The sequence below is a fragment of the Lacipirellula sp. genome (assembly GCF_965279485.1).
Taxonomy (GTDB): domain Bacteria; phylum Planctomycetota; class Planctomycetia; order Pirellulales; family Lacipirellulaceae; genus Lacipirellula.
In genome coordinates this window covers 4,532,422-4,546,004 of sequence record NZ_CBDIIC010000002.1, presented here as the reverse complement: position 1 = coordinate 4,546,004, position 13,583 = coordinate 4,532,422, and the positions used below count along the sequence as shown (strand labels likewise).

Annotated in this window: 15 protein-coding genes and 1 tRNA gene; 14 read left to right on the top strand and 2 right to left on the bottom strand. The window is 60.1% G+C overall.

The genetic code is table 11. The features are described from left to right. Positions 1-173: 173 nt before the first annotated feature. On the bottom strand, positions 174-2,225 hold the full coding sequence (thrS, locus tag ACQY7R_RS25675; protein ID WP_428308395.1) for a threonine--tRNA ligase: 2,052 nt from the start codon (positions 2,223-2,225) through the stop codon (positions 174-176). 383 nt (positions 2,226-2,608) lie between these two features. Between thrS and ACQY7R_RS25670 the strand changes: the two genes are divergently transcribed. From ACQY7R_RS25670 to ACQY7R_RS25620, 11 genes are all read left to right on the top strand, one after another. Next, positions 2,609-2,938, top strand: coding sequence for a hypothetical protein (locus ACQY7R_RS25670; protein ID WP_428308394.1), 330 nt, complete (start codon positions 2,609-2,611; stop codon positions 2,936-2,938). Between the two features lie 263 nt (positions 2,939-3,201). Continuing rightward, positions 3,202-4,062: a PEP-CTERM sorting domain-containing protein gene (locus ACQY7R_RS25665; protein ID WP_428308393.1), complete on the top strand. Its 861-nt coding sequence runs from the start codon at positions 3,202-3,204 to the stop codon at positions 4,060-4,062. A gap of 149 nt (positions 4,063-4,211) precedes the next feature. Further along, on the top strand, positions 4,212-4,796 hold the full coding sequence (locus tag ACQY7R_RS25660; protein ID WP_428308392.1) for a PEP-CTERM sorting domain-containing protein: 585 nt from the start codon (positions 4,212-4,214) through the stop codon (positions 4,794-4,796). Between the two features lie 557 nt (positions 4,797-5,353). Beyond that, positions 5,354-5,881 carry a hypothetical protein gene (locus ACQY7R_RS25655; RefSeq protein ID WP_428308391.1) on the top strand — a complete coding sequence of 176 codons (528 nt, stop codon included), beginning with the start codon at positions 5,354-5,356 and terminating at the stop codon, positions 5,879-5,881. Further along, a complete protein-coding gene (locus ACQY7R_RS25650) occupies positions 5,857-5,955 on the top strand; it encodes a hypothetical protein (RefSeq protein WP_428308390.1) in 99 nt (32 codons plus the stop codon). The genes ACQY7R_RS25655 and ACQY7R_RS25650 overlap by 25 nt, the downstream gene beginning before the upstream one ends. Continuing rightward, positions 5,942-6,553, top strand: coding sequence for a hypothetical protein (locus ACQY7R_RS25645; protein WP_428308389.1), 612 nt, complete (start codon positions 5,942-5,944; stop codon positions 6,551-6,553). Before ACQY7R_RS25650 ends, ACQY7R_RS25645 begins: the two co-directional genes overlap by 14 nt. Positions 6,554-6,632: 79 nt before the next feature. Then, on the top strand, positions 6,633-7,286 hold the full coding sequence (locus ACQY7R_RS25640) for a hypothetical protein (protein ID WP_428308388.1): 654 nt from the start codon (positions 6,633-6,635) through the stop codon (positions 7,284-7,286). Between the two features lie 70 nt (positions 7,287-7,356). Continuing rightward, a complete protein-coding gene (locus ACQY7R_RS25635) occupies positions 7,357-8,010 on the top strand; it encodes a PEP-CTERM sorting domain-containing protein (RefSeq protein WP_428308387.1) in 654 nt (217 codons plus the stop codon). 50 nt (positions 8,011-8,060) lie between these two features. After that, positions 8,061-8,732, top strand: coding sequence for a PEP-CTERM sorting domain-containing protein (locus ACQY7R_RS25630; RefSeq protein ID WP_428308386.1), 672 nt, complete (start codon positions 8,061-8,063; stop codon positions 8,730-8,732). 474 nt (positions 8,733-9,206) lie between these two features. Continuing rightward, on the top strand, positions 9,207-9,377 hold the full coding sequence (locus tag ACQY7R_RS25625) for a PEP-CTERM sorting domain-containing protein (RefSeq protein ID WP_428308385.1): 171 nt from the start codon (positions 9,207-9,209) through the stop codon (positions 9,375-9,377). A 202-nt stretch (positions 9,378-9,579) separates the two neighbouring features. Then, entirely contained in the window at positions 9,580-10,236 is a 657-nt protein-coding gene (locus ACQY7R_RS25620) for a hypothetical protein (protein ID WP_428308384.1), read from the top strand. A gap of 60 nt (positions 10,237-10,296) precedes the next feature. Here ACQY7R_RS25620 and ACQY7R_RS25615 read toward each other — a convergent pair whose 3' ends face one another. Continuing rightward, positions 10,297-10,617, bottom strand: coding sequence for an ASCH domain-containing protein (locus tag ACQY7R_RS25615; RefSeq protein ID WP_428308383.1), 321 nt, complete (start codon positions 10,615-10,617; stop codon positions 10,297-10,299). A 343-nt stretch (positions 10,618-10,960) separates the two neighbouring features. Between ACQY7R_RS25615 and ACQY7R_RS25610 the strand changes: the two genes are divergently transcribed. The 3 genes from ACQY7R_RS25610 (at position 10,961) to ACQY7R_RS25600 (ending at position 13,485) form a co-directional block, all read left to right on the top strand. Continuing rightward, positions 10,961-11,033: transfer RNA gene (locus ACQY7R_RS25610), tRNA-Gly, on the top strand. Between the two features lie 168 nt (positions 11,034-11,201). After that, positions 11,202-12,683 carry a trigger factor gene (gene tig / locus ACQY7R_RS25605; protein WP_428308382.1) on the top strand — a complete coding sequence of 494 codons (1,482 nt, stop codon included), beginning with the start codon at positions 11,202-11,204 and terminating at the stop codon, positions 12,681-12,683. A gap of 157 nt (positions 12,684-12,840) precedes the next feature. After that, positions 12,841-13,485 carry a ClpP family protease gene (locus ACQY7R_RS25600; protein ID WP_428308381.1) on the top strand — a complete coding sequence of 215 codons (645 nt, stop codon included), beginning with the start codon at positions 12,841-12,843 and terminating at the stop codon, positions 13,483-13,485. Positions 13,486-13,583: the final 98 nt, after the last annotated feature.

Sequence of the window (13,583 nt, the reverse complement as noted above, 5' to 3'; positions counted from 1 at the left end):
GCCATACGCATGACAAGTATTGTTCACGCCGGGCCGAACGGTCAAATATCCCGCGAAAAACGGCTGCCTGCAATCGCAATCCCCCAAAATTCCCGGCGTTTTCGCAATTGTCAGGAAGCCGCGGCTCAACGAGCCGCCGGAGCGAGCGAAGCGACTAGCCTGAGCTATGGGACTCAATACTCGTTCTTTGCCCCGCGGTCGACCGGCGACGGCGCCGCAGCGTCGGCGACCTGTCGAACAGTCTTCGCGTCGATCTCCGCCTGTAGCCGGGCGATCGCCTCCGCCAGCGGGAACGCGCCTAGGTCGCCGCCGATGCGATCCCGCAGGGCAACGGTTCCGTTGGCAGCGTCCTTCTCGCCCACCACGATCATGTAGGGAATCAGCCCCAGCTGGGCTTCGCGGATCTTCGCCTGCAGCTTGCTGCCGCGGTAGTCGCCGGTGACACGGAAGCCCGCCTCCTTCAACTTCCGCTCCACCGAGCGGCCGTACTCCTCGGACTTTTCGCTGACGGTCACCACGCGGGCCTGCTCCGGCGCCAGCCACAACGGGAACGCCCCGGCAAAGTGCTCGATCAGCACGCCGACGAACCGCTCCATCGACCCCAGCGGCGCCCGGTGGATCATCACCGGCTGATGCGGGGCGTTGTCGGCGCCGGTGTACTCAAGGCCGAACCGCTCTTTGCTCGGCAGGTTGTAGTCGAGCTGGACGGTGCCGAGCTGCCACTCACGGCCGATGCAGTCAGTCACCACGAAGTCGGCCTTCGGGCCGTAGAACGCCGCCTCGCCCGCTTCGATCGACATGTCGGGCAGATCCATCGACTCGCAGACCGCCTTGAGCGACGCCTCGGCCCGATCCCAGACCTCGGAGCTGCCGACGTACTTGTCGCCGTTGGGGTCGCGGAAGCCGAGCCGGACCCGGTAGTTGTTCATGCCGAGCGATTTCAGCACGGTTTGGGTCATTTCGAGGCAGCCGCGGAACTCATCGGCCACCTGCTCTTCGGTGCAGAAGATATGGGCGTCGTCCTGGCAGAAGCCGCGGACGCGGGTCATGCCGTTTAGTTCGCCCGATTGCTCGAAGCGGTAGACCGTGCCGAACTCCGCCAGCCGGACCGGCAGGTCGCGGTACGAACGGGGCTTTGCCTTGTAGATCATGATGTGATGCGGGCAGTTCATCGGCTTCAGGAGGTAACGTTCCCCCTCGCCTGGCTTCTGCCCTTCCCGCTCGCTGAGATCGATCGGCGGGAATTGCGAATCGCTGTAATACGGGAAGTGGCCGGAGATCTGGTAGAGCTCGATCTTGCCGATGTTCGGGGTATAGACCGCGTCATAGCCGCGACGGCGGAGCTCGCCCTTCAGGTAATCTTCGAGGGTCTGCCGAATGACGGCGCCCTTCGGCAACCACAGAATCAAGCCCGAACCGACGGTTTGGCTGATGGTGAAGAGTTCAAGCTGTTTGCCGAGCACACGGTGGTCGCGACGCTTGGCCTCCTCCATTTGGGTGAGGTAGTCGGTCAGCTCTTTCTTGTCGAAGTAGGCGGTCGCGTAGAGCCGTTGGAGTTGGTCGCGCGAGGCGTCCCCCTTCCAGTAGGCCCCGGCGATGCTGAGGAGCTTGAACGCCTTGCCGATGTGACCGGTGCTGGGGATGTGCTTGCCGCGGCAAAGGTCGAGGAATTCGCCCTGGCGGTAGAACGAGAGGGTTTCCTCAGCAGCGAGGCCTGTTTCGATGTGTTCGACTTTGAGCTTTTGGCCCATCTCGCGGCACATTTCGACCGCTTTCGACCGCGGGACGATCATCCGCTCGAAGCGGTCGTCGGCGGCGACGATCTTCGCCATTTCGGCCTCGATCGCCGGGAAATCCTCTTCTGAGAGGGGCTTCTCGAGCTGGAAGTCGTAGTAGAAGCCGGTGGCGGTGGTGGGGCCGAAGGCGAGTCCGACGCCCTTGTGCAGGCGCATCACCGCCTGGGCCATCACATGGGCGGCGCTATGCCGCATGATGCCGAGGGCTTCGGGATCTTTCTTGGTAATCAGACGGACGGACACCTCTGGAGTCTTGCCCGCCTGCGGACTGGCGACCAACGGAGCGTGGAGATCTCGCAACTCCCCGTCTACCTCAGCCGCGATCGCCGCCCGGGCCAATCCGCCGCTAATTCCTGCCGCCACGTCGTACGCCGAAACGCTGTCGTCGAACTCTCGCCGGCTACCATCCGGCAAAATCACGATAAGCATGTCTATTAATTCTATTCCAGAGGATATCGAAGCTCCCCTTCGCACGAAGAAGGGGCGTTGAGTTCAGTGAACGGACGCCGAGTCGCCGGCCTACGCCCGCAGGACGCTCAAGCGGCTCGCGACGGGCTCGATAGGAAGAAACCGCTCCGCAGAGATCGGTTCGCCGCCTGCCGCGGAAACTTTGCTTCCCGCCGCTCGCGATTCGCCTGGCAGACCAGGCCCGAAAGTGCCCGATTTGGGCGAGTATAGCGCCCTGGGCGCTTCGCCACCACGCCAACCGCGGCCGCGAGGCGGGGATCTAATCGCAGAAGGCACGAGAAAACTCGACCAACGCCGGGCTGAAGGGCCCGATTCCTTCAAAATTGTCACGCAGGCGAGTTTTGGTGCGCGCAAACAAGAAAAATGTTCTTTCCTGCGCGCAATTGAATCAAAAAAGCACCTGCTTTCCGCAAACCGCTATCCGTTCCGCGCAAGTGTCAACTGGCGGGGAACAGAAACACGTAAAAAACTCCCTCCTTCGCCAAATCTTCCCATCGTCACAAGTGACGTTACAGCAAGGCTTAAGCGTCGGCGGGCCTGCTTTACCCGGGCTTCAGTCAAAAATTTTCACCGCGCCGATCGGCAAAACTGTTGCAAGCCCATATTTCCTTGGTAGAGTGGGGAGGGAATGGCGGCAGTTGTGTCACGCCGATGGTGTGCATATCCGCGATTGATTGGGCAGCAAGAATTTAAGACGCATCCAGGGTGATCCGGCACATTGTGGCCGACATCGCTTTTCAAGCTTGAGATCTCCAGCTAAGATCTCAACTTGTAGCCCTTGGGCTTCTTCTCTTTTCTTGATTCCTCTTCAACACGCGTTCGCGCATCAACCAGTGTGGCCATCCGGTCGCATTCTCGCTAAATTGCCCCCCAACCAAGCGCAGCTTTTGATCGGGTATCATTCACCTACATGAGACGGGGACTTGGAGAAATGAAAATGAAACGTGGATTGGCTTTTGCTCTGTGCGCAGCTTTGGTTGGCGCAACGGCAAGCCCGGCGTTCGCCGCGGTGAACGTCCAGCTTAACCTTCGGTACACGAACCCTGCCAACCCGACCGGTGGCGGCAGCTGGGACCTGTTGGTCCAATCGACCGGCGCTCAAGGCTTGGCCGGTGCGTCGTTCACGATCGGCGGCAACCTCGGCGTGACGGGCATTGACACCCCGCTGGCCGCGATCACCCCGAATGCGGCTGTTTTCAACAACACGACGAGCGTCTTTAAGTTCCAGGGTACCGCCGCCTCGACGACGATCACCCTCGGCGACGACTTCGCCGGTGCGAAGATTCTGAATGTTGGCAAAGGCGCCGGCACCCCGGGCAACGTCGCTGCTGACGACCTCTTCCCCACGAACTCCGTGTTCTGGGACAACTCGGCCCTGCTTGCTTCGGGTTCGTGGACCGGTGCTCGCCCGACGTTGGTCGGAGCTGGCGTCTCGGTGAACGAATTCGACGGTACCGGTACCGCTCTTGTGGGCACGGTCGGCACCGTAAGCGTCCGTGGCGACAGCGTCGGCGTCGACGGCCTGAAGTTGGGTGACGTCAACCGCGATGGTTTGGTCAACGTCAACGACTTCGGTGGTTTGTCGTCGAACTACCTGCAACCGGGCGTCAAGACTTGGGATCAAGGTGATTTCAACTCGGACGGCACGGTCAACGTCAACGACTTCGGCGCCCTGTCGTCGAACTACAACTCGGCAATCGTACCGCCCCGCCCGATCTCGGCAGTTCCGGAACCGACCAGCATTGCGATGCTGGGCGTTGCCCTGCTGGGTCTTGGCGCCTTCGCAAAGCGAAAGTAACATCCGTAGATTCGGACTCAAGAGGAGTTTCTTGCTAATGATAGATGGCGCGGCATAAGGGTATGCCGCAGTATTGGGCAGAGTTTTGAGGTAGTACTCAAAAAAGCTTTACTTTCTATCTAGTGTTCAATCTACAAAAGAGAATCAATATGAAGAGTATTTTCGCTTTGGTGGCACTCGCTTGTGCCTTCACCGTGTCGGCTGCTAACGCCGCCGTTATGACCTACGAGAAGAACGCCAACAACACCTACTCGCTGTACCTTGATGGCCAATCGACGGCCTTCAACGGCGTCAGCTTCGTGGCCAAGCCTGATGGCAGCGCCCAGTTCCAGACGGTCAACACCGGCTTGGCGGCTGGCGTTCCGCGTCCCGCAGGTGCGTTGTTCACTTACCGCAACCGCGCCTTGGATTTCGATCCGGCCGATCCGGACAACCCCGGCATCGGCAAGGGCTGGACGGTTTTGTCGCCGATCAACACTGCCGCTGAAATCTCGTTCAGCGGTGGTCCGCTCGGTCAGAGCATCAGCACTGCTGCCGAGCCGAACGGCCGGTTGTTCTTGGCCAACTTCAACCTGACCCCGGGTACGACCGCCACTGCCCAGCTCACCCTGGTGAATGGCGTTGACACGGTCTTCACGCAATCGTTGCAGTTCCCGGTTCCGGAACCGGCCACGTTTGCCTTGGCCGGCATGGGCCTGATTGGTCTTGTCGCCGCTGCTCGCCGGAAGGCCTAGTTGATTAGCTTAGCGACTTTCACGGGAGGCTCCCCCGGCTTCTCGTGTAGGTGATACCGAAGACCCCTTGGATCGCAAGATTCAAGGGGTCTTTTTTTATGCGCAGCGAGCAAATCGCGATCGGCCTCGCCTGATTCTCGTCTCTCGGCTCCTCTAACTGCACCGCCTCAGGCCTGGGTTGCGCACGGCTCGCCTGCGGACCTGCCGCGTTACAGAAGGCGATGGCTCACCCGGCGAGCAATGCCGCGCGTAGCGCTACTATCAAACCAGCCTTTCGGGCTGGCGGAGCCGCGGCTCGGCGATCGCCGCCCCAGCCTATCGGACGCCTAAGTCTCTTCGCGGACAGCGGCCGCGTAAGAGCGCGCGACTGCCAATCCATCGCTGGAATAGGCACTTTGTGGATCAATTGGTTGGTGTTTGACCGCAGATTCTGTATGCTGGGACGTGGAACACCCTGGAGCTCGACGAACCGACCGAAAATCGGCCCGCTCAGTCGAGTTTCCGGCAAGAGCTTCGGCAGCGGAACAGAACGAAGTGAGGGCGTCGTGAAGAGTTTGATGCATATCACTGCATTGGCAGTGCTGCTGACCTTCTGGGGCGAAGCGTCGGCAACGACGCTTTCTCGCGAGACCAACCCGAACGGCTCGATCTCGGTCTACTTAGACGGCGAGTCGCTCAATGGTAACTTCGACTATCTGAAGTTCCGCGCCAGACCGATGGGGGGCTCGTCGTTCCTTAATGCGCAAAATGCGTTTGAGACTGCCTCTGGCATCCTTCGCCCCGCGGGCGCGCTTTTCACTTACCGCAATCGGCGACTCGATTTCGACCCCAACGATCCAGATAATCCGGGAGTCGGCAAGGGGTGGCAGATTCTAAATCCGATCAACGCTTCTCAACAAGTTTCGTTTGAAGGCGGACCGCTCACCGGAAAGATTTCAACCGCGGGCGAGCCGCTAGGACGGCTGTTCTTGGCGAACTTCGTCATGCCGGCGGGAAGCGATGCTGGAGCCTTAGGACTGCACTCCAGCTATACAACCAGCGCACGCTGGTCTTCTCGACCGTGCCTGAACCAAGTTCGCTATTGATCGCCGCGGTCCCAGCCGGTCTCGTCATCGCGTGGAGCCGACGGCTCAGGAGACGCTACTGTGAGAATCGTTAACTTAGTCGCGGGATTAGCGCTGCTGGCGATTTCCAATTCCAGCTCATTCGCTGCCTATTTGACCTACCAAACCCACGATAACAGCGCGGTTTCGGTCTACCTGGTGGGCGAAGCTTTGAATGGGAATTTCGACGCGATCGAGTTCCGCGCCACACCGTTGGGAAGCTCGACTTTTCTGAATCCGAATCAAGGCCTCACTGCCGGGGTTCCGCGGCCGCCGGGAAATCCGTTCACCTATCGCAGTCGTTTCCTTGATCTCGACCCCGCCGACCCAGACCTCCCGGGACTGGGCAAGGGCTGGACGATCGCCAATCCGATCACCACATCGAGTCAGGTCTCATTTCTCGGCGGGCTGATCAATGGAAAGATCTCCACCGCGAGCGAACCTCAAGGGCGCCTGTTCCTGGCGAACTTATTGATTTCACCAGGCGGAGGCATGGGGCCGGCCAAAATAGACATCACGCTCTACGACGAGGGCATTGTGGTCTACAGCACCGTGCCGGAGCCTAGCACGCTTTTCCTCTGCGCTCTGGCGCCCCCCCGTGGCGTTTGCTGCACGCAAACGACTACGGTCCGGCGCTTCACCGGACAACGGTAGAAACTGAGGGCCTGGCGGCGCCGGCCAAGAAAACATTGCCTCGAAGAGCATTACCAACTTCTAGACGGAGTCTTCGCTGATGAAAGCACTACTGTGCGTTACGGCGGCCCTAGCATTGCAGCTTTGCGTGGCCGAATCACGGGCAGCAGTTTTGACCTACGGCAAAAACGCAAATGGCACGTACTCTTTGTACCTGGATGCGCAAACCACTGTTTTTGACTATGTGAAGTTTAGCATCAAACCGAGAGGCTACCCGCCGGCCTTCCAAAGCCTCAACACGGGTCTATCCGCCGGAGTGCCGAGACCGGCCGGCCAGTTATTCACTTATCGCAACCGCGCGTTGGACTTCGATCCGGCGGACCCTGACAATCCCGGAATTGGCAAGGGTTGGACGATCCTCAATCCAATCAACTCTGCGACCGAGGTCTCGTTTGAAGGAGGCCCGTCGGCTGGGAAAATTTCCACCACAAGCGAGCCGGACCGGAGATTGTTCCTAGCCAATCTGCGGCTCCCGGAGATCAGTGGAATCAAAGGACAAATCAGCCTGATGAATGAAGGAGCTGTTGTTTACTCCCAGCAACTTGTCGCACCGTTGATCGATCTACCAGAGGCGCCTGATTTGCCGGAGCCGACCTCGCTAACGATTCTCGCTTTGGGTTCCGTCGGGTTCGTTGCGCACAGCCGGCTTTCGAGACGCCCCCGCGCTCGCGGCGAAATACGAAGCACCCGATGACCTTGAAAGAACAACCACGGAACGGACTTCAGCCAATTCAACCACAACAAGAAAACATAGGGAACGCTACATGCAAATTCAATCTTCCTCGCAGCCAACGACGATGGGTGCGTTGTATACGTTCGTCATTCTCGCGGCGGCGAGCTTCTGTGCGTCAAGTAGGGCGGCGACTCTGGTTGGCTACCAGAGCAACGGCGGCCAGTCCATCTCGCTTTTCGTTAAGGGAGGCGCGTTGAACGACGGTTTCAACGCGTTGTCTCTGAAAGCCACAGGCAATGCGTTTACTCGCGTCAACAGCGGTCTCGGAGCGGGCGTACCGCGGCCAGCAGGCCAAGCGTTCACCTATCGCAATCGCGCGTTGGAACTCGATCCATTCGACGCCGACTTCCCTGGCCTGGGGAAGGGATGGACGATTCTGGGTCCGGTTATCAACACCACTGAAGTTTCGTTCGGCGGGGGGCCGCTTGGCAAAAAAATCACGACGGCGGGAGAGCCGCGCGGGGAGCTGTTTCTGGCCAATCTGTATTTCGCGCAGCTGAATGACGTCTCCGGATTTAACGCGACGCTGACTCTCGTGAATGGCGGCAATACTGTTCTGACGGAATCGCTTGTCGTCCCGCTCGGCGGACTGCCGCCGCTTCCGGAGGTGCCGGAGCCTAGTTCAGCGGCGTTACTTTTCACTGCTGGACTCGCCGCGATCGCGACTCGCCGTCGCCTCGCGTAGGTCGGCGGCAATGGCGTCGCTTAGAATCAACAACACTTGCGAGAGTCGTTATGAACACACGGTTCGTCAGTGCACAAAAAGGTGCGATCTTTGCCTGCGCCCTCACCATACTTGGGGCTTTGCACCCCTCCGAAGCCGTTGAGGCGGCGGGGTTGTTCGCCTACCAGAGCCAAGGCGGCCGAGCGATCTCGTTGTTCCTACGAGGAGACACGCTGAACGATGGCTTCAACGGGATGAGCGTTGTAATCAAGCCCGACGGAGGTGCTGCTTTTGCTAATGTGAATCCCGGCCTGACGGCCGGCGTGCCGCGACAGGCCGGGCAAGCGTTCACATACCGCAATCGGGCCTTGGATTTCGATCCGCTTGACCCTGAAGCCCCCGGCGTGGGGAAAGGCTGGACGATTCTCTCTCCGATCAACTCGGCGAGCGAAATCTCCTTCGCCGGCGGTCCGCTGGGAAAGCAGATCAACACAGCGACGGAGCCGCGCAGTGAGTTGTTCCTTGCGAACCTCTACCTCATTCCAGGGACTACTTTCTCTGCACAACTCACTCTGGTGAACGGCGTGGATACTGTTTTCACACAAGGATTTTCCCTACCACTCATTCCACTCACCGAACTGCCGCCGCTTCCGGAAGTGCCGGAGCCGAGTTCAGCGGCGCTGCTCGTCACTGCGGGACTTGCCGCGGTAGTTGCGCAGCGTCATCGGATGTCGCGAGTTTGACGAGATTAAGAAATTGGCGATGCCATGGGATCAAGAAAAACGATGCTCCGTTACCTGCAACTAATAATTGGCCTAGTATTCTGCTGCTGTTCGGCGAGCAGCCGAGCGGAACCCCTGAGCCTTACGCACAACTCAGAAAAGACCATCTGGACTGTTTACTTGAACGGCGGCGCTCTCAATGGAAATTTCAATGCAATTTCCTTCGAAGCAGTGCCAACCGGCGGAGCCATATTTGAAGCGGTAAACACCCTTCCCACTGGCATTCCTCGCCCGCCCGGACAGCGGTTCACCTACCGCAACCGGGCGTTGGACTTCGACCCAGACGACCCGGACAATCCCGGGATTGGGAAAGGTTGGACGGTCCTCTCTCCGGTCAATATTGCAACGAAAGTAGCCTTTTCCGGCGGGCCGTTGGGGAAGACGATTAGCACAGCAGCTGAGCCAGACGGCAAGCTCTTTCTGGCAAACTTTTACATGCCGTCCTCGCCAGGAGGAACGTTTTCGGCCCGCGTTATTCTCGTCAATGGAATCACGACCGTCGCCGACGAAACGCTCGCGCCCTCGCTTGTGCCTGAACCGGCGACCTGCGGGCTGCTGCTGCTGGGAATGGCGGGCGCCGCGGCGGTTCGTCGCGGACGAAGCTGAGGATGGCGAGCGGCGAGGGCTGGCAGCGAGGCAGCGTGCCCTCCGGGTGAGCGAGGCATTCCTGCCGTCAATCGCGTGCGGCTTGGAATTGCCCCGTATCGCTCTCGGGGCTGATGCGGGATAATCGCTCCCGTTGCGAGCGGAGGACCGCTGCGCGCACGCTTCCGCTCAGGCCGCCACGACACTCCCTGCTCGCCGCCACATGCTCCCCGACCCCTTTCGACTGGCTCTCGCCCTGGTGCCGCTCGCGGCCTACTGCATTCTGCTGGGGCTGGTGAACGCCCGGCGGCGGCCGTTTGTGACCACCGGCGGGTGTGATCTGGCGGCCCTCGGGGCGGCGTTGTCGGGTCTCGTGCTCGTAGGACCAATCGAGCTCTTCCGACCGGAGACGTCGAGCGGCGCTTACGGCGGGTTCATTTGGCTGTTTCTCATCGTCCTATACTGGCTCTGTCTGTGGCTGACGGTGCTCATCGCCCGGCCGCGGCTGGTGGTTTACAACGTCCGTGGCGAGGAATTGCGGCCTGCCCTGGCGGAAGCGGCGCGGCGGCTCGACCCGCATGCCCGGTGGGCGGGCGACAATTTGGCCCTGCCGAATCTGGGCGTGTCGCTCCACATTGAATGCTTTGAGATCATGCGGCATTGCTCGCTGATTTCCAGCGGCGGCAAGCAGAACATGGGAGGCTGGGAGCGGCTTTCGGCGGAGTTGCGAACCGAGTTGGCCGGGCTGCGCGTCGCCCCGAACCCGCGGGCACTGGGCCTGATGCTGGCGGCGGCGCTGATGCTGACGGCCAGCATCAGCCATATGCTGCTCGGCCCGCAACAGGTCGCTCAGGCGATGAACGAGATGCTGAGCTTTTGATAAGTCATGGGGAATGCTGAATGTGGAATGGGGACGGGCCTTGCCCACCGCATTCCCCATTCAACATTCCCCATTCTCCTTCTCGCCGATCACGCGGAAGACGACGCGGAACGCTTGATAACCAGCGGCGAGTTTGTCTCCGTAGATCGTACTGAGCTCGTGGCGGAGGGCGTCTGCGGTGGGGAAGCCGTCTGGAATCGCATCAACGTCGGTCAGCGCGGCGAGGGCGACCGGTTCAACATGCTCGATCGTCACGTAGCCGGCGCCGGGGATATAGCTCCGCTGGCCGGGACGCATCATCCGCCACTTCCAGAGGCGGATCGTCTGGGTCTTCTCACCGCTGCGAATGGCTGGGAGGAACTTTTTCTTGAATAGCAACATGGGGGATATGGTATCAGGGCGGCGAGAAACGCACAGCGGGGCGGTTTGTTTTCTAGGTGGGAGGGTTCAGGGTTCAGGAAATGCGGGAAGGAGTTAGTGGGCGGTCGGCAGTGGGCAGGTGGCAGAAAAATCCACTGCCCACTGCCCACTGCCTACCGGCTACTGCCCACTCTCCCCACAGCCTGCGGCCTTCCGCGACTGTGCGGGTCGTGCGGGTCTGATCGCCGCGGGCGTGAAATTGAGAAGTGGCGAGGCCGCTAGGCCCCCCTTGCGGACTAGCCTGGCAAACCTATAATCCGGGGATGTTTCTGCTTCAGGGCCGCTCGCCTTCAGCGGAACGAACGCGGGTGTAGCTCAGTTGGTAGAGCACGACGTTGCCAACGTCGTTGTCGTGGGTTCGAATCCCATCACCCGCTCTTGGATAGCGGTTAGCTATCGGCTTTCAGCAGTCAGGCTAGGCATCTTTCCTGGCCGGAAGCTGTTCGCTGAGCGCTGACCGCTATAATTTTTTACCGCCATCGTTGAGCTGCGAGCCGTCTCGCGCCGCGGGGCGAAAACACGCCAAATCTACGGGTACCAGGCGCATGAGTGCCAAGCAAATCGAAGAATCGCAAGTGGATGTCGCCGAGGGCGGGGAAGCGGAAGCTGCGGAGCGCCTGAACCTTGACGTTCAGATTGCTAGCCCCAGCGCCTGCGAACGCCACGTCACCGTGACCGTGTCGCGTGAGGACGTCGACCGGTACCTGGACGAAGCCTACAGCGACATGATGGCGACCGCCTCGGTCCCTGGCTTCCGCATCGGTCGGGCCCCGCGCAAGCTGGTCGAGAATCGCTTCAAGGAAGAAATCGGCGAGAAGATCAAGGGTTCGCTGTTAATGGACAGCTTGAGCCAGATCAGCGAAGAACAGTCGTTCACCGCCATCAGCGAGCCGGAGCTGAACCTCGACGCGATCGAGGTCCCCAGCGAAGGTCCGATGGTGTTCGAATTCGACATCGAAGTTCGCCCTGAATTCGACCTCCCGCAGTGGAAGGGCTTGGCCATCGAGCGTCCGGTCCGTGAATTCACCGACGCCGACGTCGATACCAACCTCGAGCAAATGCTGGCCCGCTACGGCCAACTCGTGCCGCACGAAGGCGCCGCCGAGGCTGGCGACTTCGCCACCGTGAACCTCCGCACGACGGCCGACGGTAAGCAACTCGCCCTGGAAGAAGAGCGTGTGTTGCGGATTCGCCCGACGCTGAGCTTCCTCGACGGCAAGCTGGAAGGCTTCGATAAGTTGCTCGCCGGCGCCAAGGCTGGCGACAAGAAGACGGGCAAGATCGAGCTGACCCAAGACGCCCCGAACGAAGAACTCCGCGGCAAGAGCGTTGAGGTCGAGTTCGAAGTCCTCGAAGTGAAGAAGCTTAAGCTGCCGGAACTGACCGAAGAATTCCTGCAAGAAATGGGCGGCTTCGACTCGGAAGAGAAGCTTCGCGAAGCGATCAAGTCGAACCTGCAGCGTCAGCTCGAATACGAGCAACAACGCAACTCGCGTCAGCAGATCACCGCTGAACTGACGAAGAAGGCCGACTGGGATCTGCCGCCGGGCTTGCTGAAGCGTCAAAGCGTCCGCGAACTGGAGCGGGCAGTGATGGAACTGCGTCGCGCCGGCTTCCCGGAAACGGAAATTCGCGCTCGTCAGAATGAACTCCGTCAAAACAGCGCCTCCGCCACGGCTAAGGCTCTCAAGGAACACTTCATCCTGGAGCGGATTGCCGAGGAAGAAAAGATCGACGCCGAGGAAGGGGATTTCGAACAAGAAATCTTCCTGATGGCGATGCAAAGCGGCGAATCGCCGCGTCGGGTCCGTGCTCAGATCGAGAAGCGCGGTCTGATGGACATCCTGCAGAACCAAATTGTCGAGCGCAAGGTTCTGGAGAAGGTGCAGTCCGAAGCGAAGTTCAAGGACAAGCCTTACGAACCGGGCAAATCGACGGTTGAAGCGATCTCGGTCGCTGCGGGCGGCGACGCCCAATCGGTTCCGGCCGCCACCGAGGCTGAAGAACCGAAGAAGGACAAAGCGTAGAATGTCTGAGTACCCCGCTCGATAGCGAGAGGGGCTAAGGGGAGGGATTCCCGCGTCAGGGCGAGTAGCCTTACTGCGATGCCTGCTGGCGTGGCGGAACCCCTCACCCAACCTCTCCCCGCAGGGGAGAGGGGCTAGAATTCACAAGGACGAGATGATGTATACGCCCATCGGTAGTTCTGCGCCCCATTTGGATCCCAAGCTCGCGGCCGCGATGCGGGATTACCAACGTCAGCGTCAAATGACGCTCGGCGATCTGCTGCTCGAAAACCGCGTGATCTTCCTGCAAGGCGAGATCTACGACGGCAACGCGAATGAAATCGTGATGAAGTTGCTCTATCTGCAGAGCGAGAATCGTCGCAAAGACATTCACTTCTACATCAACTCGCCGGGCGGCAGCGTGAGCGCGACCCTGGCGATGTACGACACGATGCAGATGATCACGCCGAAAGTGGCGACCTACTGCGTCGGTCTGGCTGCGAGCGGCGGCGCTGTGTTGCTAGCCGGCGGCGAGAAGGGAAAGCGTTTCGCTCTGAAGCACGCGAAGATCATGATCCACCAGCCGCACGGCGGCGTGGGCGGTCAGGTCTCCGACATCGAGATTCAAGCGAACGAGATCATCAAGACGCGCCACGCCCTCAACGAGATTCTTGCCAGCCACACTGGCAAGACGAACGAAGAGATCGGCAAGGCGTGCGATCGCGACTACTACATGACCGCACTCGAGGCGAAGGAATTCGGCCTCGTCGACGACATCCTCATTAAGCCCCCCGGCAGCGAAGAAGCCGAGAACGACGATTAGTCGACCTGTCTCGATGTTTGACAGGGTTACAGGATTTTCTGAGATCAACAGGATTGGAGAAGCAGGTCGTTCGCTAGGTCGCGATCAAGGATTTCCTC

Excerpts from the sequence above, each read along its gene's own strand:
- thrS (WP_428308395.1), bottom strand. The coding sequence starts at position 2,225 with ATGCTTATCGTGATTTTGCCGGATGGTAGCCGGCGAGAGTTCGACGAC.
- ACQY7R_RS25665 (WP_428308393.1), top strand. The coding sequence starts at position 3,202 with ATGAAACGTGGATTGGCTTTTGCTCTGTGCGCAGCTTTGGTTGGCGCA.
- ACQY7R_RS25660 (WP_428308392.1), top strand. The coding sequence starts at position 4,212 with ATGAAGAGTATTTTCGCTTTGGTGGCACTCGCTTGTGCCTTCACCGTG.
- ACQY7R_RS25655 (WP_428308391.1), top strand. The coding sequence starts at position 5,354 with ATGCATATCACTGCATTGGCAGTGCTGCTGACCTTCTGGGGCGAAGCG.
- ACQY7R_RS25640 (WP_428308388.1), top strand. The coding sequence starts at position 6,633 with ATGAAAGCACTACTGTGCGTTACGGCGGCCCTAGCATTGCAGCTTTGC.
- ACQY7R_RS25635 (WP_428308387.1), top strand. The coding sequence starts at position 7,357 with ATGCAAATTCAATCTTCCTCGCAGCCAACGACGATGGGTGCGTTGTAT.
- ACQY7R_RS25630 (WP_428308386.1), top strand. The coding sequence starts at position 8,061 with ATGAACACACGGTTCGTCAGTGCACAAAAAGGTGCGATCTTTGCCTGC.
- ACQY7R_RS25625 (WP_428308385.1), top strand. The coding sequence starts at position 9,207 with ATGCCGTCCTCGCCAGGAGGAACGTTTTCGGCCCGCGTTATTCTCGTC.
- ACQY7R_RS25620 (WP_428308384.1), top strand. The coding sequence starts at position 9,580 with ATGCTCCCCGACCCCTTTCGACTGGCTCTCGCCCTGGTGCCGCTCGCG.
- ACQY7R_RS25615 (WP_428308383.1), bottom strand. The coding sequence starts at position 10,617 with ATGTTGCTATTCAAGAAAAAGTTCCTCCCAGCCATTCGCAGCGGTGAG.
- tig (WP_428308382.1), top strand. The coding sequence starts at position 11,202 with ATGAGTGCCAAGCAAATCGAAGAATCGCAAGTGGATGTCGCCGAGGGC.
- ACQY7R_RS25600 (WP_428308381.1), top strand. The coding sequence starts at position 12,841 with ATGTATACGCCCATCGGTAGTTCTGCGCCCCATTTGGATCCCAAGCTC.